This window comes from Microbacterium sp. GW821-FHT01D02, from assembly GCF_059422585.1.
In genome coordinates, this window is the sequence record NZ_JBWKXB010000002.1 from 802,174 (window position 1) to 828,740 (window position 26,567).

General features: G+C 70.1%; 28 protein-coding genes. 13 read left to right on the forward strand and 15 right to left on the reverse strand.

Annotation, left to right across the window (positions count from 1 at the left end; translation table 11 throughout):
• The first annotated feature begins 141 nt into the window (after positions 1 to 141).
• The 3 genes from AC07VM_RS12590 to AC07VM_RS12600 are packed head-to-tail and all read left to right on the forward strand — an operon-like array spanning position 142 to position 3,088.
• Positions 142 to 1,248, forward strand: a complete 1,107-nt coding sequence (locus tag AC07VM_RS12590) for a heme/hemin ABC transporter substrate-binding protein (protein ID WP_494911506.1) — start codon at positions 142 to 144, stop codon at positions 1,246 to 1,248.
• Entirely contained in the window at positions 1,245 to 2,318 is a 1,074-nt protein-coding gene (locus AC07VM_RS12595) for a FecCD family ABC transporter permease (RefSeq protein WP_494911507.1), read from the forward strand. Before AC07VM_RS12590 ends, AC07VM_RS12595 begins: the two co-directional genes overlap by 4 nt.
• A complete protein-coding gene (locus AC07VM_RS12600; protein ID WP_267417060.1) occupies positions 2,315 to 3,088 on the forward strand; it encodes a heme ABC transporter ATP-binding protein in 774 nt (257 codons plus the stop codon). Before AC07VM_RS12595 ends, AC07VM_RS12600 begins: the two co-directional genes overlap by 4 nt.
• A gap of 17 nt (positions 3,089 to 3,105) precedes the next feature.
• Here the strand turns inward: AC07VM_RS12600 and AC07VM_RS12605 are convergent, their stop codons facing one another.
• Positions 3,106 to 3,564: a MarR family winged helix-turn-helix transcriptional regulator gene (locus AC07VM_RS12605; RefSeq protein WP_494911508.1), complete on the reverse strand. Its 459-nt coding sequence runs from the start codon at positions 3,562 to 3,564 to the stop codon at positions 3,106 to 3,108.
• A 62-nt stretch (positions 3,565 to 3,626) separates the two neighbouring features.
• On the opposite strand from AC07VM_RS12605, the gene AC07VM_RS12610 reads away from it, so the two are divergent.
• Complete coding sequence (locus AC07VM_RS12610; RefSeq protein ID WP_494911509.1) at positions 3,627 to 3,995, forward strand: VOC family protein; 369 nt, start codon at positions 3,627 to 3,629, stop codon at positions 3,993 to 3,995.
• A gap of 37 nt (positions 3,996 to 4,032) precedes the next feature.
• Here AC07VM_RS12610 and AC07VM_RS12615 read toward each other — a convergent pair whose 3' ends face one another.
• Both AC07VM_RS12615 and AC07VM_RS12620 read right to left on the reverse strand, forming a co-directional pair.
• Entirely contained in the window at positions 4,033 to 4,401 is a 369-nt protein-coding gene (locus tag AC07VM_RS12615) for a sterol carrier family protein (protein WP_267417059.1), read from the reverse strand.
• 3 nt (positions 4,402 to 4,404) lie between these two features.
• Complete coding sequence (locus AC07VM_RS12620; protein WP_494911510.1) at positions 4,405 to 4,869, reverse strand: hypothetical protein; 465 nt, start codon at positions 4,867 to 4,869, stop codon at positions 4,405 to 4,407.
• 72 nt (positions 4,870 to 4,941) lie between these two features.
• On the opposite strand from AC07VM_RS12620, the gene AC07VM_RS12625 reads away from it, so the two are divergent.
• The 4 genes from AC07VM_RS12625 to AC07VM_RS12640 all read left to right on the forward strand — a co-directional run bounded on the left by AC07VM_RS12625 (position 4,942) and on the right by AC07VM_RS12640 (position 9,013).
• A complete protein-coding gene (locus tag AC07VM_RS12625; protein ID WP_494911511.1) occupies positions 4,942 to 5,616 on the forward strand; it encodes an NUDIX hydrolase in 675 nt (224 codons plus the stop codon).
• Between the two features lie 65 nt (positions 5,617 to 5,681).
• Complete coding sequence (purD, locus tag AC07VM_RS12630) at positions 5,682 to 6,959, forward strand: phosphoribosylamine--glycine ligase (protein ID WP_494911512.1); 1,278 nt, start codon at positions 5,682 to 5,684, stop codon at positions 6,957 to 6,959.
• 255 nt (positions 6,960 to 7,214) lie between these two features.
• Positions 7,215 to 7,694: a winged helix-turn-helix transcriptional regulator gene (locus AC07VM_RS12635; RefSeq protein ID WP_494911513.1), complete on the forward strand. Its 480-nt coding sequence runs from the start codon at positions 7,215 to 7,217 to the stop codon at positions 7,692 to 7,694.
• Positions 7,691 to 9,013: an MFS transporter gene (locus AC07VM_RS12640; RefSeq protein ID WP_494911514.1), complete on the forward strand. Its 1,323-nt coding sequence runs from the start codon at positions 7,691 to 7,693 to the stop codon at positions 9,011 to 9,013. The genes AC07VM_RS12635 and AC07VM_RS12640 overlap by 4 nt, the downstream gene beginning before the upstream one ends.
• Positions 9,014 to 9,133: 120 nt before the next feature.
• Here AC07VM_RS12640 and AC07VM_RS12645 read toward each other — a convergent pair whose 3' ends face one another.
• The 7 genes from AC07VM_RS12645 to AC07VM_RS12675 all read right to left on the reverse strand — a co-directional run bounded on the left by AC07VM_RS12645 (position 9,134) and on the right by AC07VM_RS12675 (position 15,099).
• On the reverse strand, positions 9,134 to 9,862 hold the full coding sequence (locus tag AC07VM_RS12645; RefSeq protein ID WP_267417051.1) for an amino acid ABC transporter ATP-binding protein: 729 nt from the start codon (positions 9,860 to 9,862) through the stop codon (positions 9,134 to 9,136).
• Positions 9,859 to 11,337, reverse strand: coding sequence for an amino acid ABC transporter substrate-binding protein/permease (locus AC07VM_RS12650; RefSeq protein ID WP_494911516.1), 1,479 nt, complete (start codon positions 11,335 to 11,337; stop codon positions 9,859 to 9,861). The genes AC07VM_RS12645 and AC07VM_RS12650 overlap by 4 nt, the downstream gene beginning before the upstream one ends.
• Before the next feature lie 158 nt (positions 11,338 to 11,495).
• On the reverse strand, positions 11,496 to 12,035 hold the full coding sequence (locus tag AC07VM_RS12655; RefSeq protein WP_494911518.1) for a GNAT family N-acetyltransferase: 540 nt from the start codon (positions 12,033 to 12,035) through the stop codon (positions 11,496 to 11,498).
• Positions 12,032 to 12,151 (reverse strand): DUF4160 domain-containing protein, encoded by a 120-nt coding sequence (locus AC07VM_RS12660; protein ID WP_494911716.1) that lies wholly within the window; start codon positions 12,149 to 12,151, stop codon positions 12,032 to 12,034. Before AC07VM_RS12660 ends, AC07VM_RS12655 begins: the two co-directional genes overlap by 4 nt.
• 120 nt (positions 12,152 to 12,271) lie before the next feature.
• Positions 12,272 to 13,846 (reverse strand): MFS transporter, encoded by a 1,575-nt coding sequence (locus tag AC07VM_RS12665; RefSeq protein WP_494911519.1) that lies wholly within the window; start codon positions 13,844 to 13,846, stop codon positions 12,272 to 12,274.
• Positions 13,843 to 14,469 (reverse strand): PadR family transcriptional regulator, encoded by a 627-nt coding sequence (locus AC07VM_RS12670; protein ID WP_494911520.1) that lies wholly within the window; start codon positions 14,467 to 14,469, stop codon positions 13,843 to 13,845. Before AC07VM_RS12670 ends, AC07VM_RS12665 begins: the two co-directional genes overlap by 4 nt.
• A gap of 81 nt (positions 14,470 to 14,550) precedes the next feature.
• Positions 14,551 to 15,099 carry a GNAT family N-acetyltransferase gene (locus tag AC07VM_RS12675; RefSeq protein ID WP_494911521.1) on the reverse strand — a complete coding sequence of 183 codons (549 nt, stop codon included), beginning with the start codon at positions 15,097 to 15,099 and terminating at the stop codon, positions 14,551 to 14,553.
• An 88-nt stretch (positions 15,100 to 15,187) separates the two neighbouring features.
• Here AC07VM_RS12675 and AC07VM_RS12680 point away from each other — a divergent pair, with 88 nt between their 5' ends.
• Positions 15,188 to 16,066 carry a phosphoribosylaminoimidazolesuccinocarboxamide synthase gene (locus tag AC07VM_RS12680; protein WP_267417045.1) on the forward strand — a complete coding sequence of 293 codons (879 nt, stop codon included), beginning with the start codon at positions 15,188 to 15,190 and terminating at the stop codon, positions 16,064 to 16,066.
• A 100-nt stretch (positions 16,067 to 16,166) separates the two neighbouring features.
• On the forward strand, positions 16,167 to 17,522 hold the full coding sequence (locus AC07VM_RS12685; protein WP_267417044.1) for a uracil-xanthine permease family protein: 1,356 nt from the start codon (positions 16,167 to 16,169) through the stop codon (positions 17,520 to 17,522).
• Positions 17,523 to 17,614: 92 nt separating this feature from the next.
• Here AC07VM_RS12685 and AC07VM_RS12690 read toward each other — a convergent pair whose 3' ends face one another.
• From AC07VM_RS12690 to AC07VM_RS12705, 4 genes are read right to left on the reverse strand one after another with little or no spacing between them, the layout of a single operon-like run.
• Complete coding sequence (locus AC07VM_RS12690; RefSeq protein WP_494911522.1) at positions 17,615 to 19,327, reverse strand: acetyl/propionyl/methylcrotonyl-CoA carboxylase subunit alpha; 1,713 nt, start codon at positions 19,325 to 19,327, stop codon at positions 17,615 to 17,617.
• On the reverse strand, positions 19,324 to 20,928 hold the full coding sequence (locus AC07VM_RS12695; RefSeq protein WP_494911523.1) for a 5-oxoprolinase subunit B/C family protein: 1,605 nt from the start codon (positions 20,926 to 20,928) through the stop codon (positions 19,324 to 19,326). Before AC07VM_RS12695 ends, AC07VM_RS12690 begins: the two co-directional genes overlap by 4 nt.
• A 22-nt stretch (positions 20,929 to 20,950) precedes the next feature.
• Complete coding sequence (locus tag AC07VM_RS12700; protein ID WP_494911525.1) at positions 20,951 to 21,718, reverse strand: LamB/YcsF family protein; 768 nt, start codon at positions 21,716 to 21,718, stop codon at positions 20,951 to 20,953.
• A gap of 4 nt (positions 21,719 to 21,722) precedes the next feature.
• Positions 21,723 to 23,000, reverse strand: coding sequence for an NRAMP family divalent metal transporter (locus AC07VM_RS12705; RefSeq protein ID WP_494911527.1), 1,278 nt, complete (start codon positions 22,998 to 23,000; stop codon positions 21,723 to 21,725).
• A 173-nt stretch (positions 23,001 to 23,173) separates the two neighbouring features.
• Between AC07VM_RS12705 and AC07VM_RS12710 the strand changes: the two genes are divergently transcribed.
• Entirely contained in the window at positions 23,174 to 23,812 is a 639-nt protein-coding gene (locus AC07VM_RS12710; protein WP_494911528.1) for a GntR family transcriptional regulator, read from the forward strand.
• An 18-nt stretch (positions 23,813 to 23,830) separates the two neighbouring features.
• Here the strand turns inward: AC07VM_RS12710 and AC07VM_RS12715 are convergent, their stop codons facing one another.
• On the reverse strand, positions 23,831 to 24,496 hold the full coding sequence (locus tag AC07VM_RS12715) for a TetR family transcriptional regulator (RefSeq protein WP_494911530.1): 666 nt from the start codon (positions 24,494 to 24,496) through the stop codon (positions 23,831 to 23,833).
• A 125-nt stretch (positions 24,497 to 24,621) separates the two neighbouring features.
• Here AC07VM_RS12715 and AC07VM_RS12720 point away from each other — a divergent pair, with 125 nt between their 5' ends.
• Positions 24,622 to 25,494, forward strand: coding sequence for a DUF1266 domain-containing protein (locus AC07VM_RS12720; protein WP_494911531.1), 873 nt, complete (start codon positions 24,622 to 24,624; stop codon positions 25,492 to 25,494).
• Complete coding sequence (locus tag AC07VM_RS12725; protein WP_494911533.1) at positions 25,467 to 26,528, forward strand: hypothetical protein; 1,062 nt, start codon at positions 25,467 to 25,469, stop codon at positions 26,526 to 26,528. The genes AC07VM_RS12720 and AC07VM_RS12725 overlap by 28 nt, the downstream gene beginning before the upstream one ends.
• Positions 26,529 to 26,567: the final 39 nt, after the last annotated feature.

The window sequence follows — 26,567 nt, forward strand, 5'->3', positions numbered from 1 at the left end:
GCTGAAGAGCACGCGTGCCGGCGGTGCCGCAATGCAGTCGGGCGAAGGTAGGGTTTTGGTTAGGCTTAGCTAAGCAAGCCACCAATCCAGAGCGTAGAGGTGCGGATCGGCGCACGTCAAGTTTTAGGATAGCCTTGCCTAATGCGTCGCGTTCTCGCCCTCGTCTTCGTCGCCGCTCTCGCCGTCGGCCTCACCGCCTGCGCAGAGCCGGGAGCCACCGCCGCACCTCCCGCCGCCGCGGAGGACACCTGCCCGCAGGCCACCACCCCGCTCGCGTCGCTGGACCTCATCGACGACGTGCGCGGATACCAGGGCCCCTCCACCGCCTGCCTGTCGAGCCACGCGATCGTGCCCGTCGACGACGACACCGCTCCGCAGCTGCCGGTGGACGTGACCGACAGCGAGGGCCGCGAGATCGAGATCACCGATGTCGACCGCATCCTCCCCATCGACATCTCCGGCACGATCGCCTCGACGGTCTTCGCGCTCGGCCTGGGCGACCAGGTCGTCGGCCGCGACTCCTCCACCGTGTTCGCCGGGACCGAGGATCTTCCCGTCGTCACGAAGACCGGCCACACGCTCAACGCCGAAGCCATCCTCGAGCTCGCCCCGACCGTGGTCCTGACGGACACGACCATCGGCCCGAAGGAGGTGCGGCAGCAGCTCCGCGACGCCGGCATCGCGGTCGTCGTGATCTCCGGCGACCGCCGGCTCGACACCACGGACGAGCTGGTGACCGAGATCGCGACCGCGCTCGGCGTGCCCAGCCGCGGGAAGGCGCTCATCGAGCGTCTCGACGCCTCGGTCGACGAGACGCTCGCGGAGATCGCCGAGGTCGTGCCCGCGGATGAGGCCGACCGGGCACGGATGCTCTTCCTCTACGTGCGAGGCAGCGCCAACGTGTACTACATCTTCGGCGAGGACTCGGGGGCGGACTCGCTCATCGACGCGGTCGGCGGCGTGGACGTCGCGGCCGAGATCGGCTGGGAGGGCATGAAGCCGATGACCGCGGAGGCCCTCGTCGCCGCGCGCCCGGACGTGCTCGTGATGATGACCGACGGACTCGAGTCGGTCGGCGGCATCGACGGGCTCATCGAACGGATCCCGGCCGTCGCCGAGACCCCGGCCGGGGCCAACCGTCGTGTGATCGACATGGCCGACGCCGAGATCCTGAGCTTCGGCCCGCGCACGGCCGACGTCATCGGCGCTCTCGCCCGCGCCCTGTACGCCCCCGAGCCGGCGAAGTGACCGGCGAGGTCGTCACCCCGACACCGACGAGGCACCGGGGGCTGCGGTTCGCGCTCGTGACGGTCGGCCTGGTCATCGCCCTGATGGTCACCTGCGTCATCTCCATCACGAGCGGGCAGTACGACCTCTCCCCCACGGCGCTCGTCGGCGTGCTGCTGCGAGGCATCGGCGTCGACACCGCATGGGCGCCGACGGCCGCCACCGACTACGGCGTGATCTTCAACCTGCGGATGCCGCGCATCGTGCTCGGGCTGCTCGTCGGCGCCGCCCTGGCCGTCTCGGGCGTCCTCATGCAGGCGATCTTCGGCAACCCGCTGGCGGATGCCGGTGTCGTCGGCGTCTCCTCGGGTGCCGCTCTCGGCGCCGCGGCGAGCATCACGTTCGGACTCGCGACCTTCGGGATGTGGACCACGCCCGCCTTCGCCTTCCTCGGCGGACTCGTCGCGGTGTTCTCGGTGTACTTCATCAGCCGATCCGGCGGACGCACCGAGGTCGTGACCCTGCTGCTCACGGGCATCGCGATCAATGCGATCGCCGGCGCCGGCATGGCCTTCTTCACGTTCCTCGGCACCACGTCGACCCGCGAGCAGATCGTGTTCTGGCAGTTGGGCTCGCTGAACGGCGCCCTGTGGTCGAACATCCAGCTCGTCGCGCCCCTGGTCCTCATCGGCGTCGTCGTCGCGCTGATCGTGGCTCCCGGTCTCGATCTCTTCGCCCTCGGCGAGCGCACCGCCCGACACCTGGGCGTCAACGTCGAGCTGCTGCGGATCGTCGTCATCGTGACGGTCGCCCTCCTGGTGTGCGCGGCCGTCGCCTTCGCCGGGATCATCGGATTCGCGGGGCTCGTCGTGCCGCACCTCATGCGCATGATGATCGGCCCGGCGCATCTGCCGCTCGTGATCGCCTCGGCCCTGGGCGGCGCGCTGCTCATCGCCGTCGCCGACCTCGTGGCGCGCACGGCCGTCCCGCTCGCCGACCTGCCGATCGGCATGATCACCTCTCTCGTGGGCGGGCCCTTCTTCCTCTGGCTGCTCGTGCGCACACGTCGCCGCTCGGGAGGATGGGCATGAGCGTCCGGCTCCGCGGGGCGGGGCTCACCGTGCGCGTCGGCGAAGGACGGACGATCCTCGACGACGCGTCCATCGAGATCCACGCCGGAGAGATCCACGCGCTCGTCGGCCCCAACGGCGCCGGCAAGTCCACCCTGTTCGGCGTGCTCGCCGGCGACGTGACCGCGCAGGCGGGAGCCGTCGAGATCGACGGCGGATCGATCGACCGGGTCAAGCCGCGCACCCTCGCCCAGCAGCGCGCCGTGCTCCTGCAGGAGAACACCGTCACGTTCCCCTTCAGCGCCGAGCAGGTCGTGCGCATGGGGCGCACGCCGTGGGCCCGGACCCCCGCCGCCGAGGAGGACGACGACCTGGTGGCGTCCGCGATGGCGCAGACCGAGGTCACCGCACTCGGAGCTCGCGCGGTCCCGTCCCTCTCCGGCGGCGAGCGCGCACGCGTCGCCCTCGCCCGGGTGATCGCCCAGAGCACCGGCATCCTGCTCCTCGACGAACCCACTGCGGCGCTCGACCTCAAGCATCACGAAGACGTCATGCGACTGATCCGCGGTCGTGCGGATGCCGGGATCGCGGTGGCGATCGTGCTGCACGACCTCAACGCCGCGCTCGCGCACGCCGACCGGGTCACGCTGCTCGCCGACGGCCGGGTGTCGGCGACGGGCACGGCGGCGGAGGTGCTCACGGCCGAGCGGATCGAGCAGGTCTACGGGCAGGCCGTCGACGTGTTCCCGCACCCGACGACCGGGGTCCCGCTGGTGGTCGCTCGGCGCTGACGCGGCCGCGATCCGGGCTAGTCCTCGCGGCCGCCGTCGCGCAGGGAGTGGATCATGCTCCTCAGGCTCCGCAGCGCGCCCGCCTGCTCGCTCTCGGTCATGCCCGAGAGCATCCGGACCTCGACAGCGCGCACGGCCGCACTGGCGGTCGCCAGACTCTGCCGTCCGCGGGGGGTGAGGCGCGCGGGAAGGGCCTTCCCGACCGGCGCCTCCGCCGGCCTGGTCACGAACCCGTCCCGCTCCAGCGTCTGGAGCAGCACATTCATCGACTGCCGAGTGACGAACGCTCCGCGTGCGAGTTCCGAGTTCGACAGCCCGGGCCGCTGCGCGAGCAGCTCGAGGCACGAATAGTGCGTCACCGTCATCCCGAGCGGGCGCAGCACCTCCTCCATCGCCGTGCGGAGAGCGCTCGACGCCTCCTTCAGCAGGTAGCCCAGCGAAGTTTCCAGGTGGATGCCGCCTCCGTCTTGACTCATGTCAGCATTCTGACATAAGGTCGAGCGTGTCAGAAAACTGACACACAACGAAGGAGCGCATCATGCCCGTCACCGGCCCCGACTTCCTGTCCCTCCAGGTCCGCGATCTCTCGGTCTCCCAGGCATTCTACGAGCGATACCTCGGCCTCGTGCGTTCGCCGGCCGGACCGCCGCACGCCGTCGTCTTCGAGACCACGCCGATCGCCTTCGCGATCCGCGACATCGCCCCCGGCACCGATCTCAGCTCGGTCGCCCAGCCCGGGATCGGTGCCGCCATCTGGCTGCACGCCACGGATCCGCAGAACATTCACGATGCCCTGCTCGCGGACGGGCACCCGATCATCACAGACCCGATCGACGGACCCTTCGGCCGGACCTTCACGTTCGCCGACCCCGACGGCTACCACGTCACCCTCCACGACCGCGTCTGACGACGGACGCCCGGCGGCGGACCTCCGGCGGGCGGGGTTACGGACGCAGGGGCAGGACGTCGGCGAGGTCGGCGCGGGTGCCCGACGCGTGGATGCGTCCCGACGCGGCCGCCTCCGCCCACGGCTCGACCCCGGTGGCGACGGCGATCCAGGTCGCGGCATCCATCTCGACGACGTTCGGCGGAGTGCCGCGGGTGTGCCGCGGCCCCTGGATCACCTGCACGGCACCGAACGGCGGCACCCGCACCTCGACGCTGTTGCCCGGAGCCTTCTCGTCGAGGAGCTGCAGCAGGTAGCGCACCGCGGTGGCGAGATCGGTGCGCGCCGGCTTGTCCCCCGCGCCGTTCGCCGCGCGCACGGCGTCGAGGGCCGACCGCCCGTCGACGATGTCGATCTTCCTGGCCACAGCTCAGCCCTCACCCATGACGACAGCCGACCAGGCACCCACCGCATCCGTGCTCAGACCTTTCGTGGTGACCGTGGTCGCCGCGTCGCTCGTCATCTCGATCCCCTGCGGCTCGCCGTCGCAGATCAGGTCATCGGTGCGGATCGTCTGGGTCGTCGTCGCATCGTCGGCATCGACGCGAGCCAGCGTGACGTCGGCGCTCATCGTCTCCGGGCCGAAGCACGCGAACAGCACGGTCGAGACGGGGTGTGGCTCGGCGAACGACACGGCGACGCCACCCTCGCCGACGGAGTCCGAGAGGGCGGAGGCGAGTCCCGTCATCCCCGCGAGAGAACCGGGAACCGCGGTGGAATCCTGCGTCGCCATCCACTCCTGCACGGCGTCGGGGTCGACCTCGGGCGTCGCGCTGCATCCGCTCAGCACCGTCAGCAGCACCGCGCCGAGCACCAGGCCTCGCCATCTCCTCATGCCGCGAGCCTACCTCCGGGACGGGTCCGGCCTCCGGCCCGTCCACCGGGGACGAGTCCTATGCTCAGACCCATGAGCATGCATCCCCAGGGCGCCCGCGCCGATCTGCTCGCCGCCGTGGCCGACCACTCCTGGGGCGTCCGGATCCCTCCCCTCGCGGATCCGCAGAACGCCCACGATGCCGCCGTGCTCATCCTGTTCGGGGTGCTGGATCACACCCCCGCCCCGACGGCGGACGCCGCCGTCGCGCGCGATCTCGACGTGCTGCTGCAGCGACGCGCTCCCACACTCTCCTCGCATCCGGGACAGGTGTCGTTCCCCGGAGGCCGGGTCGAGCCGGAGGACGTCGACGTCGTCGACACGGCCCTGCGCGAAGCCGAGGAGGAGACGGGTCTCGACCCGAGCGGCGTCGAGGTGCTGGCCACACTGCCCGTGATCCCCCTGGCCGCGAGCAACCACCTGGTCACCCCGGTGCTCGCCTGGTGGCGGTCGCCCTCGCGGGTCGTCGCGGTCGACCACGCCGAGACGGTCGAGGTCTTCCGCGTACCCGTCGCGCAGCTGCTCGACCCGGACACCCGGTTCACCTCGACGATCACCCGGATGGGCCACACCTTCCGCGGGCCGGCGTTCGACGTCGACGGCACCATCGTCTGGGGCTTCACCGCGATGGTCCTCGACGCCCTCTTCGACGCCGCCGGGTGGACCGTGCCGTGGGATGCGACCGTGGAGCGCCCGGTCACCCTCTGACACCCGCGTGTGCCCGCATGTCATCCCGCCGAAACCCGAGCCGCGGTCCTCGGTAGTCTGGACGGGTGAAGATTCTCGTCCTCGGTTCCGGTGCCCGTGAGCACGCGATCATCCTCGCCCTGCGGGCCGAGCAGACGGAGCACGAGATCTTCGTCGCTCCCGGCAACGCCGGCATCGCACAGGATGCGACCCCCGTCTCGGTCGACCCGCTCGACGGCGGCGCCGTGACGACGTTCGCCCACGAGCACGCGATCGACCTGGTCGTCATCGGGCCCGAGGCCCCGCTCGTCGCCGGGGTCGCCGACGCGCTCCGCGTCCGCGGCATCCCGGTGTTCGGACCGGGCAAGGCTGCGGCACAGCTGGAGGGCTCGAAGTCGTTCGCGAAGCGGGTCATGGACGCCGCCGGCGTGCCGACCGGTCGCGCCGTCCGCGCCGCGAGCACCGCGGAGGTCGAGGCCGCGTTCGACGACCTCGGCGCCCCGTACGTGGTCAAGGCCGACGGCCTCGCGGCGGGCAAGGGCGTCATCGTCACGTCCGACCGCTCCGAGGCTCTCGCCCACGCCGAGCAGTACCTGCCGGTCGGCGCCGTGCTGATCGAGGAGTTCCTCTCCGGCCCCGAGGTCTCACTGTTCTTCCTGAGCGACGGCGACACCGTGCGCGCGCTCAGCCCCGCACAGGACTTCAAGCGCGCGCTCGACGGCGACGCCGGACCCAACACGGGTGGCATGGGCGCGTACTCGCCGCTGCCGTGGCTCGCCGAGCAGTTCGGCAGCGAGCAGGCCTTCGTCGAAGAGGTCACCCGTGACGTGGCACTTCCCGTGGTGCGCCAGCTCGACACCGAGGGCACCCCGTTCATCGGACTCCTCTACGCCGGCCTGATCCTCACCCCGGCCGGCGTGCGCGTGATCGAGTTCAACGCACGCTTCGGAGACCCCGAGACGCAGATCGTGCTGCCGCGACTGGTCACCCCGCTGTCCGAGCTGTTGTTCGCCGCGGCATCCGGCACGCTCGAGGACCAGCCCGAGCCCGTGTTCAGCGACGACGTGGCCATCACGGTCGTCCTGGCCAGCGAGGGCTACCCCGAGGCGCCGCAGACCGGTCGCCCGATCGAGGGCCTCGCGGATGCCGCCGCCGTCGAGGGCGTCCGCCTCGTGCACGCCGCGACCGCGAGTCCCGATGCTCCCGGCGGATCGCCCATCGCCACGGGCGGCCGGGTGCTGAACGTGGTCGCCGTCGCCTCCGACTTCCGCACCGCCCGCGACCGTGCGTATGAGGCGATCGGCCGCATCCGCCTCGACGGCTCCCACTACCGCACCGACATCGCCGCCCGCGTCGCCGAGTAACCCCGCCCGCCCCGCCCGCGCCGCCGCGCGTCCTCGCCGAGTGCACGCGCGCCACCGCGCCGAGAGCACGGCTTCTCGACGAGTGCACGGCTTCTCGACGCGGATACCCCGTGCACCCGGCGACATCACGTGCACTCGACAGCGGCGCCCGGGGCAAGAACACGAACGCGCGAATTCGGCCGAATGCGGACAGGAATCCTGCCAACGTGCGGATCCGCGATTGACACGGGCGACTTTCTTCAAGAAAGTTGGCGGATGCCGCTTCGCTCCGACTGGTCCTCTACGACCTGCCCGATCGCCCGCACCGCCGACGTGCTCGCCGACCCGTGGGTGCTGCTCATCCTGCGTGAGCTCTTCTCCGGTCGCTCGCACTTCGATCAGTTGCGCGACGCCACCGGCGCGGCCGACTCGGTGCTCTCCCGGCGCCTGACCGCGATGGGAGAGGCCGACCTCATCGCCCGCGAAGACCCCGACGATGCGCGCAGCGGATACCGACTGACGGATGCCGGACGCCAGACTCTCCCGATCCTGCACGCCTACGCGCAGTTCGCCCGCCTCACCGACCCCGATGGGCCCTGGGGGCTGACGGTGAGCTGCGGCCGGTGCGGCAAGGTCTCGGGCTCGGTCGACTGGTGCACGACCTGCGCGGCACCGCTCGACGCCGACAGCACCCGCTGGGCGCGACGCAGCATGGGCGGGGAGCCCTTCGCCCTTCTCACCGGGGGCGCGGCATGACCGCCGAATCACTCGACGGACCGCTCGAGGAACCCGTGGCCACGCGGCAGCGCCGCTTCCACCCCGCCTGGACGGTGGCCCTCGTGGCCCTCATCGCGCTCATCGGCGCCGCGGGTTTCCGTGCAGCACCCGGCGTGCTCATGGTCCCGCTCGAGCAGGAGTTCGGCTGGAGCACGGCAGAGCTCTCGCTCGCGGTCTCGATCAACCTCCTGCTCTACGGCCTCATCGCCCCGTTCGCCGCCGCCCTCATGCAGCGCTTCGGCATCCGCGCGGTCACGGTGGTCGCGCTCTTCGTGATCGGGGCGGGCGCGGCGCTGAGCGTGTTCGTGGCGACTCCCGGCCAGCTCATCCTGACCTGGGGAGTCCTGATCGGACTCGGCACCGGATCGATGGCGCTGGTGTTCGCCGCGACCATCACCGACACCTGGTTCGCCACCCGGCGTGGTCTGGTCTCGGGCGTGCTCACCGCGGGCAGCGCGACCGGCCAGCTGATCTTCCTCCCGGTGATCGCGGCCGCCGCGGAGGACATCGGATGGCGCGGGGCCTCGCTCATCATCGCTGGCGGCGCGCTCGCTGTCGCGCCACTCGTCTGGATCTTCCTGCGCAACCGGCCGAGCGACCTCGGCGTCGCCCGCTACGGCGAGACCGCTCCCGTCGTGGCCGCGGCCCCCGCTCCGAGGGGCACCGCCTGGGGAGCTGCGAAGCTCGCGCTGACCACACTGCGCGAGGCCGCGCGCACCAAGACCTTCTGGGCGCTGGCGATCGGATTCGCGATCTGCGGGGCGACCACCAACGGACTCATCGGCACGCATTTCATCCCGAGCGCGCACGACCACGGGATGGCGACCACGACCGCCGCCGGGCTCCTCGCCGTCGTCGGCATCTTCGACATCGTCGGGACCGTGTTCTCGGGATGGCTGACCGACCGCGTGAACCCGCGCATCCTGCTCGCCGCCTACTACGCGCTGCGCGGGGTGAGTCTGCTGTTCCTGCCGAGCCTGCTCTCGGCCGAGGTGCAGCCGAGCATCATCGTCTTCATCGTGATCTACGGGCTCGATTGGGTCGCGACCGTGCCGCCGACGATCGCGCTGTGCCGCGAGGTCTTCGGCGACAAGGGTCCGCTCGTGTTCGGCTGGGTGTTCGCCGCGCACCAGATCGGCGCCGGCATCGCCTCGGTCCTGGCCGGGATCGTCCGCGACCACACCGGCCAGTACACGTTCGCGTGGTTCGCCGCCGCCGGGCTGTGCGCCGTGGCGGCCCTGGTGAGCGCGACCATCCGTCGCCACCTCGCCCCCGCCCCCGTCCCCGTCCGCGAGTAGCCGCGTCGGCGCCGAGTGAACCGGAAGCTGTCGAATGCACGGCCTCTCAACGCAAACTTCCCGTGCACTCGGCGAGTACACGGGAAGTCGACGCGGAGGCAAGCAGCGCGAAGCGCGACCTCAGAGCACCTTGGAGAGGAAGTCCTTCAGGCGCTCGTTCTTGGGGTTGCCGAAGAGCTCGGCGGGCGGGGCCTCCTCGACCACGACGCCGCCGTCCATGAACACCGTGCGACCGGAGACCTCGCGGGCGAAGCCCATCTCGTGCGTCACCAGCACCATCGTCATACCGCCCGAGGCCAGGTCACGGATGACCTGCAGCACCTCGCCGACCATCTCGGGGTCGAGCGCACTGGTCGCCTCGTCGAACAGCATGATCTCGGGGTCCATCGCGAGCGCACGGGCGATCGCCACGCGCTGCTTCTGACCACCGGAGAGGGATGCCGGCTTCGCATCCGCCTTCTCCGAGAGACCGACGCGCTCCAGCAGCGCCAGCGCTCGCTCGCGGGCCTCGGCCTTCGACAGCTTGCCGAGCTCGACCGGAGCGAGGGTGATGTTCTCGAGCACGGTCATGTGCGGGAACAGGTTGAAGTGCTGGAACACCATGCCGATGCGCTGACGCACCTCGTCGAGCTTGACGCTCTTGTCGGTGAGGTCGACGCCGTCGATGATGACGTGCCCCGACGTCGGCTCCTCGAGCTTGTTGAGGCAGCGCAGCAGGGTCGACTTGCCCGACCCTGAGGGACCGATGACCGCGACGACCTCGCCGTCCTCCACGGCCAGGTTGATGCCCTTGAGCACCTCGTTGTCGCCGAACGACTTGTGCAGGTCCTGCACCACGATCTTGCTCATGCGTTGAACGTCCTCTCCAGGCGGTTCGCGAGCAGCGTCAGCAGCGTGATCACGACGAAGTAGATGATGGCGACGATCGTCAGCACCTGCGCCGACAGGTACGTCGAGGCGATGATCTGGCGCGAGACGAACGTCAGCTCCGCCAGGCCGATGACGCTGATGAGCGACGTGTCCTTGAGGGTGATGATGCCCTGGTTCACGAACGACGGGATCATGATGCGGAACGCCTGCGGGAGCACGACCTTCTGCATCGTCTTCCAGTGCCCGAGACCCAGCGAGCGCGAGGCCTCGGCCTGGCCGGGATCGACCGCCTGGATGCCTCCGCGGATGATCTCGGTCATGTACGCGCCCGTGTTGAGCGAGAGCGTGATCGCGCCGGCGACGAACGGGTTGAACGTCAGGCCGGGGAACAGCTGCGGGATCGCGAAGAACACGAAGAACGCCTGGATGAGGATCGGGGTGCCGCGGAAGACGTAGACGTACGCGGTGGCGATCCAGCGGAACGGTGCGAACTTCGACACCCGACCGAACCCGAAGACGAGGCCCAGGATGAACGCGGCCACGATCGCGACGATCGTCGCGAGGATCGTGAGCCACAGACCCTCCATCAGCGCCGGCCAGTACTGCACCGCGACCGAGAAGATGTCGGTCGGCTGCGCGGACTTCTCGCCGCCGGAGAGATAGGTGTCGACGATCTTGTCGTACTCGCCCGAGGCCTTCAGGTTCTCGAGTCCCGCGTTGAACATCTCGATCAGCTCGGGGTTCTTCCCCTTGTTGACCGCGAAGCCGTACTCGCCGCCCAGCTCGGGCTCGCCGATGAGGCGGAAACCGGAGCCCTGCTGGATGCCGTAGGCCAGCACCGGGAAGTCCTCGAAGTAGCCGACCGCCTGGCCGGCCTTCACGGCGTCGACCATATCGGTCGTGTCCTGGTACGGAGTGACCTTGAAGCCGTACTCGTCCTTGTTCTCGTCAGCGAAGGTCTGGCCCTGCGTGCCGGTCTTGACGGCGACGGCCTTGCCGTCGAGGTCGTCGAGAGACTGGATGTCGCTCGACTCGAGCACGCCCAGCTGGATGCCGCTGGTGAAGTAGGGCTCGCTGAAGTCGAAGGTCTTCTCGCGCTCCTCGGTGATGGACATGCCCGCCATGACCGCGTCGACCTGGTTCGACTGCAGCGCCTGCACGGCGGCGTCGAATCCGAGCTGGCGGATCTCGACCTCGAACCCCTGGTCCTTCGCGATCGCACGGAGCAGATCCATGTCGATGCCGACGAGGTCGCCCTTCGCGTCGGTGAACTCGAACGGCGCGAACGTGGTGTCGGTGCCGATGACGTACTTCTCACCGTCGTTCGCGGCGGTCGCGGGAGCGGCTCCGGCGAGCAGTGCGCCGACGGCGACGAAGGCGACGAGCGCGGCGGCGCCGGCGGTGCGCACCGATCGGCGCAGGCGGCCCGCCGCGGCGGATGGATATCGGATCACGACGTGTGCTCCTCGGGTCGACAGCAGCGACCGGACGATCGCCGAGCATCCACCCTAGTCGCCACGCCGCGCGCCCCCACGCCCGGGGCCGGGCTCAGCGGCCGCAGGAAGGGGGTGCGCGCGGGCGATCGGAGGCCCCCCGCGTCGAGGTCGGGGCGTCAGGCCGGCGAGAGCTCGATCCAGTACTGGCGGACGCGCGGCTGCCCTGCCTCCGGGGCATCGATCACGTCTTCCAGCTCACCGCCGGCGCCCTCGATCGTGCGGATCGATCCGAAGTTGTCGTCGTCGCAGGTGAGCATGACGCGCTCATAGCCCTCGGCCCGCGCGGAGCGCAGCATGAGGCGGAGCGCCTCACGCACGATGCCCTCCCGGCGTCGCGACGGGATCACGGAGTAGCCGATGTGGCCGCCGAAGCGGCGCAGGTAGTCGTTGAGCTCGCGGCGGAAGGAGAGGAAGCCGACGACCTGGTCACCCTCGGTGATCCAGTAGTGGTCGCAGGCGACGTGCCCGTCCGGCAGCACCGCGCCGGGCGTCGCGTACAGCTCCGCCTTCTCGACGAAGGCCTCGCCCGCCGCACGGTCGGGGACGAATCCCTGCTCGTAGCCGCCGCCGTCGATGTGTCCGCCCTCGAACTCGGCCACGGCGGCGGCCCAGGAGTCGAAGAGGTCGATGGTCGGTCGAGCGAGTGCGATCGTCATCGCTCGATGAGATCACGACCCATGCTCAGAGGCAAATACGCGCGTTCGACGTGCACATGCGGGGGCTCCGATCCTTCGTCGCTGTAGAAGAAGTAGCGGTATCCACGAATCCGCATGACCGTCGGCACGGGGCGACGCTGGCAGCCGATGCGCCCACCTCGGCGCGGGAAAAGCCGACGGGTCCGGGAGGTGCGGAATGCGCACCTCCCGGACCCGTCGTGGAGGATGAGTCGCTGCTACTCCGTGGTCGCGGCCACCGGGGCCGCCGGCGCCTCCGTCTTGTCGTAACGCCCGAGGAACAGCGACGCGATCAGCGCGATCACCATGACGCACGCGGGCAGCAGGATCGACTGCGCCATGCCGGCGGCGAAGCCGTCGGCCACCTGCGGCGGCAGCGATCCACCGGTCGAGATCCCCGCCGGCGCATCCGCGAGCCCGGGCAGGTTCGCCTCGAGGCGCGACTGCATGAACGCGGCGATGGATGCCGAGCCGATGACGGAGCCGATGGTGCGAGTGGTGTTGTAGATGCCGGCGCCGGCGCCTGCCTGACGCGGCGGGAGCTTGCGCGTGGCGGTGGTGGCGAGCGGCCCCCACATGCCGGCGTTGCCGATGCCCATCAGCGCGGACGGCAGCAGGAACATCCAGATCGGGGTGTCCATGTTGATCAGCGCCGAGTACCAGACGAGCGCGCCGGCCACGCAGAGGAGACCCGGGATGAGGATGATGCGGGGGTCCACCCGGTCGAGCAGCTTCCCGGCGGCCGGAGCGAGCACGCCCGAGAGCACCGCCATCGGGATCAGCAGCAGCGCCGCCTCGGTGGGTGTGAGGCCACGCGCGGTCTGCAGGAAGAACATCATCGGCAGCGACATGCTCGTCACGGTGAAGCCGACCGCGGCGATCGCCACGTTCGCTCCCGAGAAGTTGCGGTCGCGGAACAGCTCGAGCGGCACCAGCGGCTCGCTGCGCGTCTTCGCCTGCTGCAGGATGAACAGCCCGAGGACCACGAGGCCGACGATGATCAGGCTCCACACGGAGATGGGGCCCCAGATCACACCCCAGTCGTACTTCTCGCCCTCCTGGAGCCCGAACACGATGAGGAACAGGGCCACGGCGCTCAGCACCACGCCCACGATGTCGAACCGGTGCGGGTGCGTGGCGAGCCGGGGGACCAGGCGCCACGCGAGCACGAAGGCGACGATGCCGACCGGGATGTTCACGAAGAAGATCCACTCCCAGCCGAAGCCGTCCACGAGCAGTCCGCCGACGAGCGGACCGACGAGGGTCGCGACACCGGCGGTCGCACCCCAGAGTCCCATCGCGGCGCCACGGCGCTCGGGCGGGAAGGTGCGGGTGATCACGGCCATGGTCTGCGGGGTCATGAATGCCGCACCGAGACCCTGCACGGCTCGCGCGACGATCAGGCCCTCGAGCGAGTTCGACAGTCCGCACCAGAGCGAGGCGAGCGTGAAGATGGCGAGACCGATGAGGTAGATGTTCTTCGGCCCGAAGCGGTCACCGAGGCGCCCGGTGATCAGCAGCGGCACGGCGTAGGCGAGCAGATAGGCGCTCGTGACCCACACGACGTTGTCGAGGTTGTTCGTGTTCGGGTCGAGCGCGGCCTTGATGGCCGGGTTCGCGACCGAGACGATCGTGGTGTCGACGAGGATCATGAAGAAGCCGATGACGAGTGCCCAGAGAGCGGGCCAGGGGCTCTTCGGCTTGTGGCCGACGGAGTAGGTGCCGGTCGACGGACCGGACGTGGCGGGCGCGGACACCGGCGGGCGGTCTCCGTCGCGGGTGGAATCTGTCATTGCTGTGCGGCCTTTCGCTGAGCGCGGTAGCGATCTGAGTTCTGGAATGCCGTGGGACCCCACGGCAGGGATTCGGTGTCGAGGCGGTCGAGCAGGGAGTCGAGCCAGAGCAGCTCGGCCTCCAACAGGGCCTCCTGGCGTTCGATCTCGACGAGCACCTGCTCGGGGACGCCCTTCTTCCTGGCTCCGAGCAGGCCGTCCCGATGTCGTGCGTGGTCATCGACGAGGGCACCGCGCCGCGCGCGCAGGAGGTCGATGGCCTCCTCGCGCTCGAGGTTGTGCGCCTCGGCGAGCGCGATGCGGAAGTCGGCCGGGCGATCGATGCGAGGCAGCTCGCGCTGCACCCAGGTCACGACCGCATCCCGGCCGGCTTCGGTCAGGGCGTAGGTCGTCCGCTCCGGACGGTTGCCCTCACGATCGATGCCGAGCTCGTCGATCAGGCCCGCCCGATGCAGCCGGGAGACCGTGTGGTAGAGCGTGCCGTTGGTGATCGTGAGCAGCCGATCGTCGTGTCGGGCGCGCATGAGACGGACCATCTCATAGGGGTGCATGTCCCCCTCGCGCAGCAGCGCGAGCACCATCACCCCCATCGGAGTGAGCCGGTCGACGGCGTCTTTCTTCATGTCCCACCTCAAATAGTCCATGTGGACTATACGCCTGACGGCGGACAGCGACAAGACCGACCCCGAGCGGTCGCTCAGGCGTCAACCGAGAGCGGCCGCGAGTTGCGTCGTGGTGAGCGGTCGATCCGCGTACACGAGCCTCATCACCGCGGGATCGGGGTTGCCGACGTCCGGCGCCCGATGCACGAGTTCGAGGCCCACCTTCTCCGCGACGTGCGCCGACGCCCGGTTGTGCTCCACGAGGTACGCGATGACCGGTCGATCGGGGGCGACGATCCGTGCCTGCTCGATTCCGGCGCGCGCCAGCTCGGTCGCATACCCGTGTCCGTGATGGTCGGACGCGATCCGGTATCCGACGTTCCACACCTCACCGCGCAGCAGCGTGCATCCGCCGTTGCCGATGATCTCCCCCGTGTCACGCAGACGCGCGACCCAGGATCCGAGCCCCGCCTGCTCCCAGCTGCGCTCCCAGCGCTCCATCATGTCGAGAGTCGTCGCAGGGTCGGTGTGTCGAAGACTCGGGAAGTGCGTCCACACCCGCGGATCGTTCTGGATAGCGAAGACCGCGTCGAGGTCGGACGGGGTCGCCCGCGAAAGCCGGAGCCGGTCGGTGAAGATGTCAGCAGTCACGCCTCCACGCTAGACACCCGCCCCGACACCGGTGGCGCGACCCACGGCCGTAGACATCTGGGGCCGAGGGAACCGGGATAATGGGCGGGTGAGCACACCTTCTGAAGGCACGGCACTGAGCATCCCCGGCTGGCGACACATCTACTCGGGCAAGGTCCGCGACCTGTACGCCTCGGAGGATCCGGTGGACACGCGCATCCTCGTCGTGGCATCCGACCGCGTGAGCGCCTTCGACTTCGTGCTCTCCCCCGGCATCACCGACAAGGGGGCCCTGCTCACGCGCCTGAGCCGCTGGTGGTTCGCGCAGCTCTCCGACTTCCCCAACCACATCGCCGAGGGCGAGCTGCCGGATGCGGTCGCCGACCGCGCCATGCTGGCGCAGTCTCTGGAGATGCTGCCGATCGAGTGCGTCGTGCGCGGCTACATCACGGGCTCCGGCTGGGTCGAGTACCAGGAGAGCGGCACGGTATGCGGCATCCCGCTCCCCGAAGGCCTCCAGAACGGCGACCGCCTCCCGGAACCGCTGTTCACCCCCGCCTACAAGGCGCCGATGGGCGAGCACGACGAGAACATCACGTTCGAGCGCGCCGTCGAGCTGGTCGGTGCCGATCGTGCGGCCGAGCTGCGCGACACCTCGCTCGCGATCTATGCGCGTGCGGCAGCGATCGCCGAGGAGAAGGGCCTGATCCTCGCCGACACCAAGTTCGAGTTCGGGACGGATGCCGAGGGCACCCTGCGCCTGGCCGACGAAGTGCTCACGAGCGACTCCTCGCGCTACTGGGACGCCGAGGCCTGGCGCACCGGCACCACCCCGAGCGAGCGGATGGCGAGCTTCGACAAGCAGATCGTGCGCGACTGGATGGCCGCGAACTGGGACAAGCAGGGCGAGCCGCCACTGCTTCCCGACGACATCGTCGCGCGCACCGCCGACCGCTACCGCGAGCTGATCGACCGCCTCGGCGCCTGACACCTCCTCTCGCGCCGATCAGGCGCTCAGGGAACATACAGGAATCGGTAGTGTTGCTCCAGCACTCCCGACATCCCCCCCCGAACCCTGAGGAGCCCGCATGGCCCTGTGGAAGCTGCACGGAAACGGCCGCACGGTCGAGCCCGGCGCCGTCGTCACCCCCGAAGAGCGACTGAGCTGGCCCGCCACGATCGCGATCGGTGCACAGCACGTCGTCGCGATGTTCGGTGCCACGTTCCTCGTGCCGACCCTGACGGGCTTCCCCGTCTCGACCACGCTGCTCTTCAGCGGCCTGGGCACGCTGATCTTCCTGCTCATCACGAAGAACCAGCTGCCCAGCTACCTCGGCTCGTCGTTCGCCTTCATCGCCCCGATCACGGCCGCGGTCGCGGCGGGCGGCACCGGATCGGCACTCGCCGGCGTCGTCGCAGTCGGCCTCCTCCTGGTGGTCGTGGGCCTCGTGGTGCAATTCGCCGGCCTCCGCTGGGTCGACGCCCTGATGCCCCCGGTGGTCGCCGGCGCGATCGTCGCCCTCATCGGCTTCAACCTCGCGCCGACGGCATGGAGCAACTTCTCCCTCGACCCGGTCACCGCTACCATCACGCTGGTCGCGATCATCCTGTTCGCCGTGCTGTTCCGCGGCTTCCTGGGGCGCATCTCGATCTTCCTCGGCGTCGCGGTCGGCTTCATCTACGCCGCCTTCACCGGGTCGTTCGATGTCCCCAACGCGCTGCGCGGCGGCAAGACCCCGGCCGAGCTGATCTCCGAGGCGCCGTGGATCGGCCTGCCGCACTTCCAGCTCCCGGACTTCATCGAACCGGGCACCTGGTCGACCATCGCGATGTTCCTCCCCGTCGTGCTCGTGCTGATCGCCGAGAACGTCGGCCACGTGCGCGGTGTCGCGACCATGACCGAGGACCCCTCGATCAACAAGCACACCGGCCGCGCCCTGATCGCGGACGGCGTTGCGACGACCATCGCCGGTGGCTTCGGCGGATCGGGAACCACGACGTACGGCGAGAACATCGGCGTCATGGCCGCCACCCGCGTCTACTCGACCGCCGTCTACTGGGTCGCCGGCCTGTTCGCGATCCTCCTGGCGTTCTCCCCGAAGGTCGGCGAGGTGTTCAACTCGATCCCCGCCGGCGTCCTCGGTGGCGCCACCACCGCGCTGTACGGCCTCATCGGCATCATCGGCATCAAGATCTGGGTCGACAGCCGCGTCGACTTCTCGCGTCCGGTCAACCAGTACACGGCCGCCGTCTCGCTCGTGATCGGCATCGCCGGCTTCTCGATGCAGCTCGGCGACTTCGCCTTCGGCGGCATCGTGCTCGGCACGGTCGCGGCCCTGCTCATCTACCACCTGGGCAACCTCATCGCCCGCGCCCGCAAGACGGGCGCCGACGACCCGCGGCCGCTCGAGGCGGTCGGCCCGCTCGGCGGCGACCCCGAGTAAGTCGCGCCGCACGACGACGAAGACCCCGGATGCCTCACTCGAGGCGTCCGGGGTCTCTCCGTCTCCCGCGGTGCGTCTCCGCACCGCAGCGCTCAGTCGATGACCGCGAGCACCCCGTCGGCCGCGACCGTCGCGGAGAGCTCGGCCCGCTGCGAAAGGGCGCCGGGGCGATGCGCCGTCACGGTGGTCTCCATCTTCATCGCATCGAGGACCGCGACCGGGTCTCCCTCCGCGACCTCGGCGCCGTCGTCGACCAGCCAGCGCACGAGCGTGCCCGGCACCGGCGAGCGCAGCGCGGTCGGATCGGACGCGGGCGAGGTCGGCGCAGCATCCACCGGCCGTCCGAGTCCCGCCAGCAGACCGGCCGGCAGGCCGAGCACGACGCGACGTCCGTCGATCTCCACGGGGAAGCGCTGCAGCGCGGCATCCGGCACCGCCGCGGGCCGCGACTGCGATTCGAGCTTCGGCAGCAGCGCGCTCTCGATCCACTGCGTGTGCACCGCGAAGGTCTCCGTCGCGAACGCCTCGTCGTCGAGCGCGAGCAGATCGAACGGGATGACCGTCGCCGGCCCCTCGACCGCGAGCTCCCGCAGCGCCCGGCGAGCGCGGACGAGAGCCGCATCCCGGGAATCGGCATGCACGATCAGCTTGGCGATCATCGAGTCGAAGGCCGGCTGCACGACGTCCCCCTCGTCGATGCCGCTGTCCCACCGCACGCCCGGGCCGCCGGGGATCCGCAACCGCTCGACGCGTCCGGGGCTGGGCAGGAAGCCGCGACCGGGGTCCTCGGCATTGATCCGGAACTCGAAGGCGTGCCCCACCGGCGTCGGCGTCTCCGCGATCGACGGCCCCTCGCCGAACGCGATCCGGAACTGCTCGCGCACCAGGTCGGTCCCGGTGACCTCCTCCGTGACGGGGTGCTCCACCTGGAGCCGCGTGTTCACCTCGAGGAAGGAGATGGTGCCGTCGGCCGCGAGGAGGAACTCGACCGTTCCGGCCCCGCGGTAGTCCACCTCGGCGCAGATAGACCGCGCCGCCTCGTGGAACCGCGTCCGCTGCTCGGCGGAGAGCCCCGGCGCCGGAGCCTCCTCGATGAGCTTCTGATTGCGCCGCTGCATCGAGCAGTCGCGGTCGCCGACCACCACGACACCGCCACGACCGTCGCCGAGCACCTGCACCTCGATGTGCCGCGGGCTCTCCAGGAAGCGCTCCACGAAGCACTCGCCCCGACCGAAGGCGGCGATCGCCTCCCGGGTGGCCGCGTCGAAGGCCTCGGCCACGTCGGACAGCTCCCGCACGACCTTGAGCCCGCGTCCGCCACCGCCGAAAGCCGCCTTGATCGCGATCGGCAGTCCGTGCTGCTCCGCGAACGCCACCGCCTCCTCCGGCCCGGCCAACGGCTCATCGGTGCCGGCGGCGAGCGGTGCGCCCACGCGCTGGGCGATCCGGCGTGCGGTCATCTTGTCGCCGAGGGCGTCGATGCTCTCGGGCGTCGGACCGATCCAGACCAGTCCCGCCCCCTCCACGGCCCGCGCGAAGGCGGCGCTCTCCGACAGGAAACCGTAGCCGGGGTGCACCGCATCCGCGCCCGACCGGCGCGCGGCATCCAGCAGCGCCTCGACGGAGAGGTACGTCTCCGCCGCGGTCGATCCCCCGAGCCCCACGGCTTCGTCGGCCAGACGCACGTGCAGGGCATCCGCATCCTGGTCCGCGTAGACCGCGACCGACGTATACCCGGCTTCGGTGCAGGCGCGGATGACGCGCACCGCGATCTCCCCGCGATTCGCGATCAGCACGGTGGTCATGAGGACTCCTTGACGATGAGACGAAGACGCACACCCGGCGCCAGCTGACCTGCGAGGTCGAGGCTGCGATCCGTGAGCGCACCGATGATGGGGTATCCCCCGGTGAGCGGATGGTCGGGCAGGAACAGGACCGGCTGCCCGTCCGGCGGCACCTGGATCGCCCCGGTGACCGCACCCTCGCTCGGCAGTTCGCCCCGGAGGGCGCGCTCCAGCGGGACATCGCCCTGCAGACGGATGCCGACGCGATCGGACCGCGGTGTGACCGTCCACTCCTGAGCGGTCAGGGTGTCGAGCGCGGCCGCCGTGAACCAGTCGTCACGCGGACCGAGGGTGATCTCGAGGTCCACGACATCTCCGGGGGCCGGCAGCTCACGCGGCACGGCATCCGGCTCGACAGAACGCACAGCCATCCCGCCGACCGGGATGACGGCACCTGCCACGAGCTTCTCGGGGCCGAGTCCGGCGAGGGTGTCCGCCGCACGGCTGCCCAGCGCGGGCACCGCGTCCAGCCCCCCGCGCACGGCGACGACGTATCGCAGTCCCCGCTCCGGGTGACCCAGTGTCAGCTCGTCGCCGTCGACCGTCGCGAAGGGCTCGCCGTGCGGGACGGGGCGGACGCTGCCGTCGACCTCGGTCAGGGCGAGCGAGCCGGATGCGCCCGTGACCGCGGCCACTCCAGCGCCCCGGAATCGGAGCACGGCTCCCCCGACGCTCTCCAGCACCGCGGCGGTGGCCGCGTTGCCGACCGCGCGGTTCGCATCACGCATCGCCCGACGGTCGGCCACTCCGGACGCGGAGACCCCGAGCGCCGCATAGCCCGGCCGCCCGGCATCCTGCACCAGCAGCTGCAGCGACGAACGGACGACCTCGACGGCGGCATCCGTGCCGGAACCTAGACCATCCGTGCCGGCTGCGGCGGGTTGCTCCTCGACAGGCCGGGCGTGCGGCGGATCGTCTCCGTTTCGGACGAAGCCTCCCGCATCGAGCCGAGCCGCCTCGCGCACGCGCTCGAACCGCACCGCGGTCCCCGGAGACAACAGCGCGGGCGGATCGCGGTCGATGTCCCACATCACCGCATCCGTCCTCCCGATGAGCTGCCACCCGCCGGGGCTCTCGCGCGGGTACACCCCGGTGAACTGCCCGGCGAGCGCGACCGATCCGGCGGGCACGCGGGTGCGCGGCGATGAGCGGCGCGGCACATCGAAGAGGGGGTCGCTGCTCACGACGTACCCGAAGCCCGGGGCGAATCCGGAGAACGCGACCCGCCAGTCCGCGGCGAGGTGCCGATTCACCAGCTCCTCCGCCGAGACGCCGAGCAAGGATGCCGCCTCGTCGAGGTCTTCGCCGTCGTACCGCACGGGCACGGTGACCTCACCGCTGCCGGGCAGGTGCGCGGCGTCGATCTCGGTCGAGGCCAGCACGGCGGCGAGATCGACGGCCGAGACGCGGAGCGGATCGAAACGCACCAGCACGGTGCGGGCACCCGGGATGCGCTCGACGATGCCGGGCACGCCCTCCCACGCGAGGTTCAAACGCATCGCCTCATCGAGGTCGGATGCCTCCACGAGGAGAGCACGATCGGATGCCGTGAGGATGCGCATCAGACCAGGCGCTCCGGATCCGTCATCGCGAACCCGCGAACGGAGCGATCGTGATGCCCGCGTCCTGCAGCATCCGCTTGGTCTCCGCGGCCATGGCCACCGACCCCGGGCTGTCGCCGTGCACGCAGATCGACTGCGCGACCACGGGCACGTCGGTGCCGTCGATGGCACGGATCACACCGTCGGAGGCGAGGCGCACCATGCGCTCGGCCACCGCGGCCGGGTCGTGCAGCACGGCCCCCTCCTCGGTGCGCGACACGAGCTGTCCGTCGGGCTGGTACGCCCGGTCGGCGAAGGCCTCCGCGGCGACCGTGAGACCGGCACGCTCGGCGACGTCGAGCACGACACCGCCGGACAGTCCCAGCAGCACCAGGCTCGGGTCGATCGCGCGGATCGCCGCCACCACGTCCTTCGACTGCCGTTCATCCCGCGCGATCGTGTTGTACAGCGCCCCGTGCGGCTTGACGTACGCGACCCGTCCGCCGACCGCGGCCGCGAGGCCCATCAGCGCACCGAGCTGGTACTCGACGTGCGCCTGCAGCGTGGCCGAGTCGATGTCGACCTTCGTGCGTCCGAAGTTCTCGTAGTCGCGGTAGCCGGGGTGCGCGCCGATCACGACACCGCCCTGGACGGCGGCCGCGAGGGTCTCGCGGATGCCCTCCGGGCTGCCGGCGTGGAAGCCGCACGACACGTTCGCACTGGTGACGAGGCGGAGCATGCTCTCGTCGTCGCTGACGATCCGGTCGGCGACGTTCTCGCCGAGGTCCGAGTTCAGGTCGATCGATGTCATGCGATCACGCTCCGATTCCGAGGAAGGCGAAGATGGGACCGACCGAGACGATCCCCATGTACCAGGTGAGCAGCGTCACGAGCGTACCGGCGACGAGCAGCCACATCGGGTACTTCTTCGAGCCGAGCAGGTCGCGGCGGAACCAGCCGATGTACATGAACACCGTGAGGCCGATCGGCAGGATCAGGCCGTTGAAGCCGCCGACGAAGACGAGGATCGCGGCCGGAGCCGTGCCGATCGACAGGTACACGATCAGCGACACGACGATGAAGGCGACGGTTGCGAGCTGCAGCGGCCATCCGCCCTTGAGCTTCTTGGTGAAGGTGGAGAGGAACGTGGCCGAGGTGTACGCCGCACCGATGACCGAGCTGATCGCGGCGGCCCAGAAGATCGCGCCGAAGATGCGGAGTCCGGCGTCGCCGAGCACCGCGCCGAACGCCTGACCGGCCGGGTTCGCACCCTGGCCCGACAGGTCGAGCGTGACGCCCGAGGCCACGACGCCGAGGATCGCGAGGAACAGCACGTAGCGCATGACCCCGGTGACGAGGATGCCGTTGGTGGCCGCGCGCATCACGGGACCGGCGTGCTCCGGACCGACGTGGCCGGAATCGAGGTAGCGGTGGGCGCCGGAGTAGGTGATGTATCCGCCGACCGTTCCGCCGACGATCGTGGTGATGGTGGCGAAGTTCAGCTCGTCGGGCACGAAGGTCTGCCGCAGGGCTTCGCCGATCGGCGGCTGCGCGATGACGGCCACGACCACGGTCATCACGATCATGCCGATGCCGAGCACGACGAGCACGATGTCCATCACGGGGCCGGCCTTCTTCACCAGGAAGATGATGATCGCGAGGACCGCGGTGACGATGCCGCCGAGCTTCGCGTCGATGCCGAGCAGGGCGTTGAGGCCCAGACCGCCACCGGCGATGTTGCCGATGTTGAAGGCCAGGCCGCCGATGACGACGAGCACGGCGATCAGGTGCCCCGAGAAGGGGATGGCGCTGTTGGCGAGTTCGCCGGCACGCTTGCCGGACGACGTGATCATGCGCCAGATGTTCAGCTGCACCGCGATGTCGACGAGGATCGAGATGAGGATCGCGAACGCGAAGGCCGCCCCCATCGCCGCGGTGAAGGTCGCGGTCTGGGTGATGAAGCCGGGGCCGATGGCGCTGGTGGCCATGAGGAAGATCGCACCGATGACGGCACTGCGCCCGGCGCGCTTCTTGACGCTCGCGAGGCGGGCTTCGTCTTCCGGAGAGAGGGAGGCGGTGGTCTGCTCTGACATGCGGGGGGATTCCCATCGTCGTTGGTGGGTGTCGATAGACGCCCAGTGTAGAACGGATTGCGCTCGATTGTTCAACAATCATGTTTCCGTCGTGCTACAGCGACGTTGCCTTCGTGTGATTCCTGCGGCCCGACTGCCCACGATCCACGCATGCCGCGCCCTACGATGAAGGCATGAACCAGCAGGGCCCGCTCGCCGATGTGCTCCGTCAGCGCATCATCGACGGCGACTTCGCGCCCGGGTCGCGCCTGTCGGAGTCGGCACTCGCCGAGCAGTTCGACGTGTCGCGCAACACCCTCCGCGAAGCCTTCCGCGTGCTCGCCGAGCAGGGTCTCGTCGAGCACATCCCGCACCGCGGAGTCTCGGTCGCCTCGCCGACCATCGCCGACGTGATCGACATCTACCGCGCGCGCCGCGTGATCGAGTGCGCGGCGCTGCGCCAGTCGGAACCCGAGCACCCCGCCGTGCAGCTGATGCGCGATGCCCTCGCCGAGGCGGAGGAGCAGCTGCCGCACGAGGACTGGCGACGGATCGGCAGCGCGAACATGGCCTTCCACGATGCGATCGTCGCTCTCGCCGACAGCGCACGCCTCGCCCGCACCTACCGCGACGTCGCGGCCGAGCTGCGGCTGGTGTTCCTCGAGATCGACGAGCCGCGATCGCTGCACGAGCCCTTCGTCCGCCGGAACCGGGCGGTGCTCACCGCTCTGCTCGAACGGGGACCGGAGGCGGCCGCCGAGGAGCTCGAGCGCTACCTCACGGCATCCGAGCGCAGCGTGCTGGGCGCGTTCGCGCGCATGGGCCACGCCTGACGGAGCCGACGCCGGGGACTACTGCTCCGGGTTCAGCGCGGCCGTCGCCCGCGGGCGCGGCTCTCCCTCGCGGAGCGGAGCCGGCGGGGCGATCGGGGACGCGGGTTCGGGCAGCCCGTAGCGGCGGTGCATCCAGCGCCGCGCCTCCTCGAGCGGGTACGTGTCGCCGAACACGGCGAACTTCACGAAGACGCCCTCGAGCGTGCTGCGGAGCATGACCTCTTCGAGGGCGGGATCGTCGGCGCCCCGCGCGCGGAACAGGTCGCGCACGGCATCCTCCGCGGCGGTCGCTCCTGCTTCGTGCCGCGCTTCGGACTCGGCGAACAGTCGATGCGTGGCGGGCTGCTGCTGCATGGCCAGCACGGCCCGCTGCAGCGGGATCGCGTAGGCGGTCGCCGTGAGGGCCCCGTCGATCACCGCCGCGAGCATCTCGTCCGGGGTCCCCTCCACGCGGGCGAAGCCCAGCACGGTCTCGAACCAGCGATCGATGACGGCGGCGACGAGCTGATCCTTGCCGCCGAAGTGATAGTTCACGAGCCCCTGGGCGACCCCGGCGCGCTTCGTGATCTCGGCGATGCTGGCTCCGGCGACCCCGCGCTCGGCGAAGGTCGCGATCGCCGCCTGCAGGAGATTCTCTCGCGCGCGTTCACGGGCGAGACGGTTCTGCTCGTCGGAGCGAGCCATGCGGCATCCACCTCCTGAGTTCACCCCGCGTGCTTTTCGAATCGCCCCCCTGCCGTATAGATTACTCACTGAATAGTCGTTCAATCTATGAACGGACACGGATTCACCCCCTCCCTGGAGCACCCATGCACTCTTTCGCGAGCGTCGACTTCAACAGCATCACCTCGATCCTCGAGTGGCTCATCAGCCAGTGGTGGGCGTGGGCGATCGTCGGTGCCGTGGTGCTGTTCTTCCTCGTGATCTGGATCCTCCCGGCCGCCAAGGTCAAGGCCTCCCCGGAGCACGCCACGACCGGCGTCGAGGCCGATGAGATCGCCCTCGGCTTCCTGCAGATCGTGAACCTCCCCTCCGGCCACTGGAACGACCCGACCGCCTCGCTCCTCGGCGACCGCGAGAAGAAGGTGCTCGTCGACCAGTGGGGCGTGCACACCCGGCAGGAGTGGCTCGACAACATCGAGCGTCTGACGACCGTTCGCCGTCGTCGCGAGGTGTGGGTGCTCTACCTCGCCGTGCGCGCCGACCTCGCCGACCGCCTCGGACGCACCCCCAAGGCGAAGGAGTGGCTCGCCGCGATCGTGCAGGAGGGCGGCGACAAGCGCGACGCACGCACCTTCGTCACCTCGATCGAGTACTCCGAGTCGGAGGTGCGCAAGCGCGTCGGCAAGGACATCGTCACCCCCGGCCTCTTCGTGCGCACACTCGACGGCTATGCGCTCGGGCAGGCCGTGGCCATGACGACCTGGGGCGTCGCACTCGGACACGCCGACGTCGCCGAGGCACGCGAGATCATCCATCGGATCAACGTCGAAGCCCGCCCGGCCTTCACCTCGTGGGCCGACTTCGGGCTGAGCTACATCGTGGGTCGGGTCATGCACTGGTCCGACGGGAACGTCGACGAGAAGTCCTTCGAGAAGTTCGGCGACGGGTGGTCCGACTTCAAGGCCGCGGCGACCGAGAAGCGCAACGGCCCGTGGGCATCGCTGCCGTGGAGCCTGTAACCGTCGACCTGGAACCGCTGCGGCGCAGCGCGGGACTGCGCGACATCCTCACCTACGAGCGCATCTGCGGGATGCCGCCGCATCGCCGGTTCCTCGTGGTCCTGGTGGCGGTCCTGCTGTTCGCGGCGGCGATGCTGGCCGGACTGTGGTTCCTCGGACGCGGCGACATCCTGACGGTCGCGCCGATCCTCGGGGCGTTCGTGATCGGATACACACTGCTCGCCGCCGTGGGTTTCGTCTGGTGGGCGGTCGGGTTGAGCAGACGGGTCAAGGTCGCGGCCTTCGCCTGGCAGAACGGATGGGCGTACGCCGACACGCTCGAGCAGACCCGTCGCCCCGGAGCCGCGTTCGCCCGGGTCGTGCGCGGGCGCGAGCGGGCGGTCGTCGCCTGCGACGACGAGCGGATGCCGTTCGAGCTCGGCGTGCACCACTCGGTGTCGCGCGGGGAGCAGCGCGCCACCATCCAGCGCCCCTTCGCCTTCATCGAGCTGCCGCTGCCGTCGGCCGTGCCGCACATCGTTCTCGCGAACCGGAAGCACAGCATCATCCCCACGCTCGGCCTCGGTCGCGGAGCCGCACGCCTGGAACTGGAGGGGGACTTCGCGAAGACCTTCCGGCTCCTCGTCCCCGAGGGGTATCAGCAGGACGCGCTCTACATCTTCACGCCCGACCTGACGGCCCGCGTGCTCGACCTCGGCTCCGGGGCGGAGATCGAACTCGTCTCCGACCGCCTCTACGTGTACCTGCCGTCCGGCACCCGTTTCGACCGTGCGGACACCATGGCGGCAGCCCTCACCCTCGCCGAGGAGTTCCACCGCCGCTTCGCCGCGCGCACGGAGCTGTACCGCGACGACGACGCCGGCGAGCTCGCCGGCCGCGCGGGCGTGGCCGTGGGGCTGCGCGGCCAGCGCCTCGGCGGTCGCGGGATCTCGGTCTTCGCCGTCGCCGGGACGGCCGCAGTGCTGCTGCTGTCGGCGGGGCTCACCGCGTTCTCCCTGTTCGGCGGTGATCTGCTCGCATCGATCTTCGGCTGACCCGCTCAGCCGCGCACAGCCCGGGTCCATCGGACTCGG

Excerpts from the sequence above, each read along its gene's own strand:
- AC07VM_RS12685 (WP_267417044.1), top strand. The coding sequence starts at position 16,167 with ATGGCCCTGTGGAAGCTGCACGGAAACGGCCGCACGGTCGAGCCCGGC.
- AC07VM_RS12590 (WP_494911506.1), top strand. The coding sequence starts at position 142 with ATGCGTCGCGTTCTCGCCCTCGTCTTCGTCGCCGCTCTCGCCGTCGGC.
- AC07VM_RS12715 (WP_494911530.1), bottom strand. The coding sequence starts at position 24,496 with ATGGCTCGCTCCGACGAGCAGAACCGTCTCGCCCGTGAACGCGCGCGA.
- AC07VM_RS12665 (WP_494911519.1), bottom strand. The coding sequence starts at position 13,846 with ATGACAGATTCCACCCGCGACGGAGACCGCCCGCCGGTGTCCGCGCCC.
- AC07VM_RS12640 (WP_494911514.1), top strand. The coding sequence starts at position 7,691 with ATGACCGCCGAATCACTCGACGGACCGCTCGAGGAACCCGTGGCCACG.
- AC07VM_RS12605 (WP_494911508.1), bottom strand. The coding sequence starts at position 3,564 with ATGAGTCAAGACGGAGGCGGCATCCACCTGGAAACTTCGCTGGGCTAC.
- AC07VM_RS12710 (WP_494911528.1), top strand. The coding sequence starts at position 23,174 with ATGAACCAGCAGGGCCCGCTCGCCGATGTGCTCCGTCAGCGCATCATC.
- AC07VM_RS12625 (WP_494911511.1), top strand. The coding sequence starts at position 4,942 with ATGAGCATGCATCCCCAGGGCGCCCGCGCCGATCTGCTCGCCGCCGTG.
- AC07VM_RS12720 (WP_494911531.1), top strand. The coding sequence starts at position 24,622 with ATGCACTCTTTCGCGAGCGTCGACTTCAACAGCATCACCTCGATCCTC.
- AC07VM_RS12645 (WP_267417051.1), bottom strand. The coding sequence starts at position 9,862 with ATGAGCAAGATCGTGGTGCAGGACCTGCACAAGTCGTTCGGCGACAAC.
- AC07VM_RS12660 (WP_494911716.1), bottom strand. The coding sequence starts at position 12,151 with ATGCGGATTCGTGGATACCGCTACTTCTTCTACAGCGACGAAGGATCG.
- AC07VM_RS12705 (WP_494911527.1), bottom strand. The coding sequence starts at position 23,000 with ATGTCAGAGCAGACCACCGCCTCCCTCTCTCCGGAAGACGAAGCCCGC.
- AC07VM_RS12690 (WP_494911522.1), bottom strand. The coding sequence starts at position 19,327 with ATGACCACCGTGCTGATCGCGAATCGCGGGGAGATCGCGGTGCGCGTC.
- AC07VM_RS12670 (WP_494911520.1), bottom strand. The coding sequence starts at position 14,469 with ATGAAGAAAGACGCCGTCGACCGGCTCACTCCGATGGGGGTGATGGTG.
- AC07VM_RS12700 (WP_494911525.1), bottom strand. The coding sequence starts at position 21,718 with ATGACATCGATCGACCTGAACTCGGACCTCGGCGAGAACGTCGCCGAC.
- AC07VM_RS12600 (WP_267417060.1), top strand. The coding sequence starts at position 2,315 with ATGAGCGTCCGGCTCCGCGGGGCGGGGCTCACCGTGCGCGTCGGCGAA.
- AC07VM_RS12655 (WP_494911518.1), bottom strand. The coding sequence starts at position 12,035 with ATGACGATCGCACTCGCTCGACCGACCATCGACCTCTTCGACTCCTGG.
- AC07VM_RS12620 (WP_494911510.1), bottom strand. The coding sequence starts at position 4,869 with ATGAGGAGATGGCGAGGCCTGGTGCTCGGCGCGGTGCTGCTGACGGTG.
- AC07VM_RS12695 (WP_494911523.1), bottom strand. The coding sequence starts at position 20,928 with ATGCGCATCCTCACGGCATCCGATCGTGCTCTCCTCGTGGAGGCATCC.
- AC07VM_RS12610 (WP_494911509.1), top strand. The coding sequence starts at position 3,627 with ATGCCCGTCACCGGCCCCGACTTCCTGTCCCTCCAGGTCCGCGATCTC.
- AC07VM_RS12635 (WP_494911513.1), top strand. The coding sequence starts at position 7,215 with ATGCCGCTTCGCTCCGACTGGTCCTCTACGACCTGCCCGATCGCCCGC.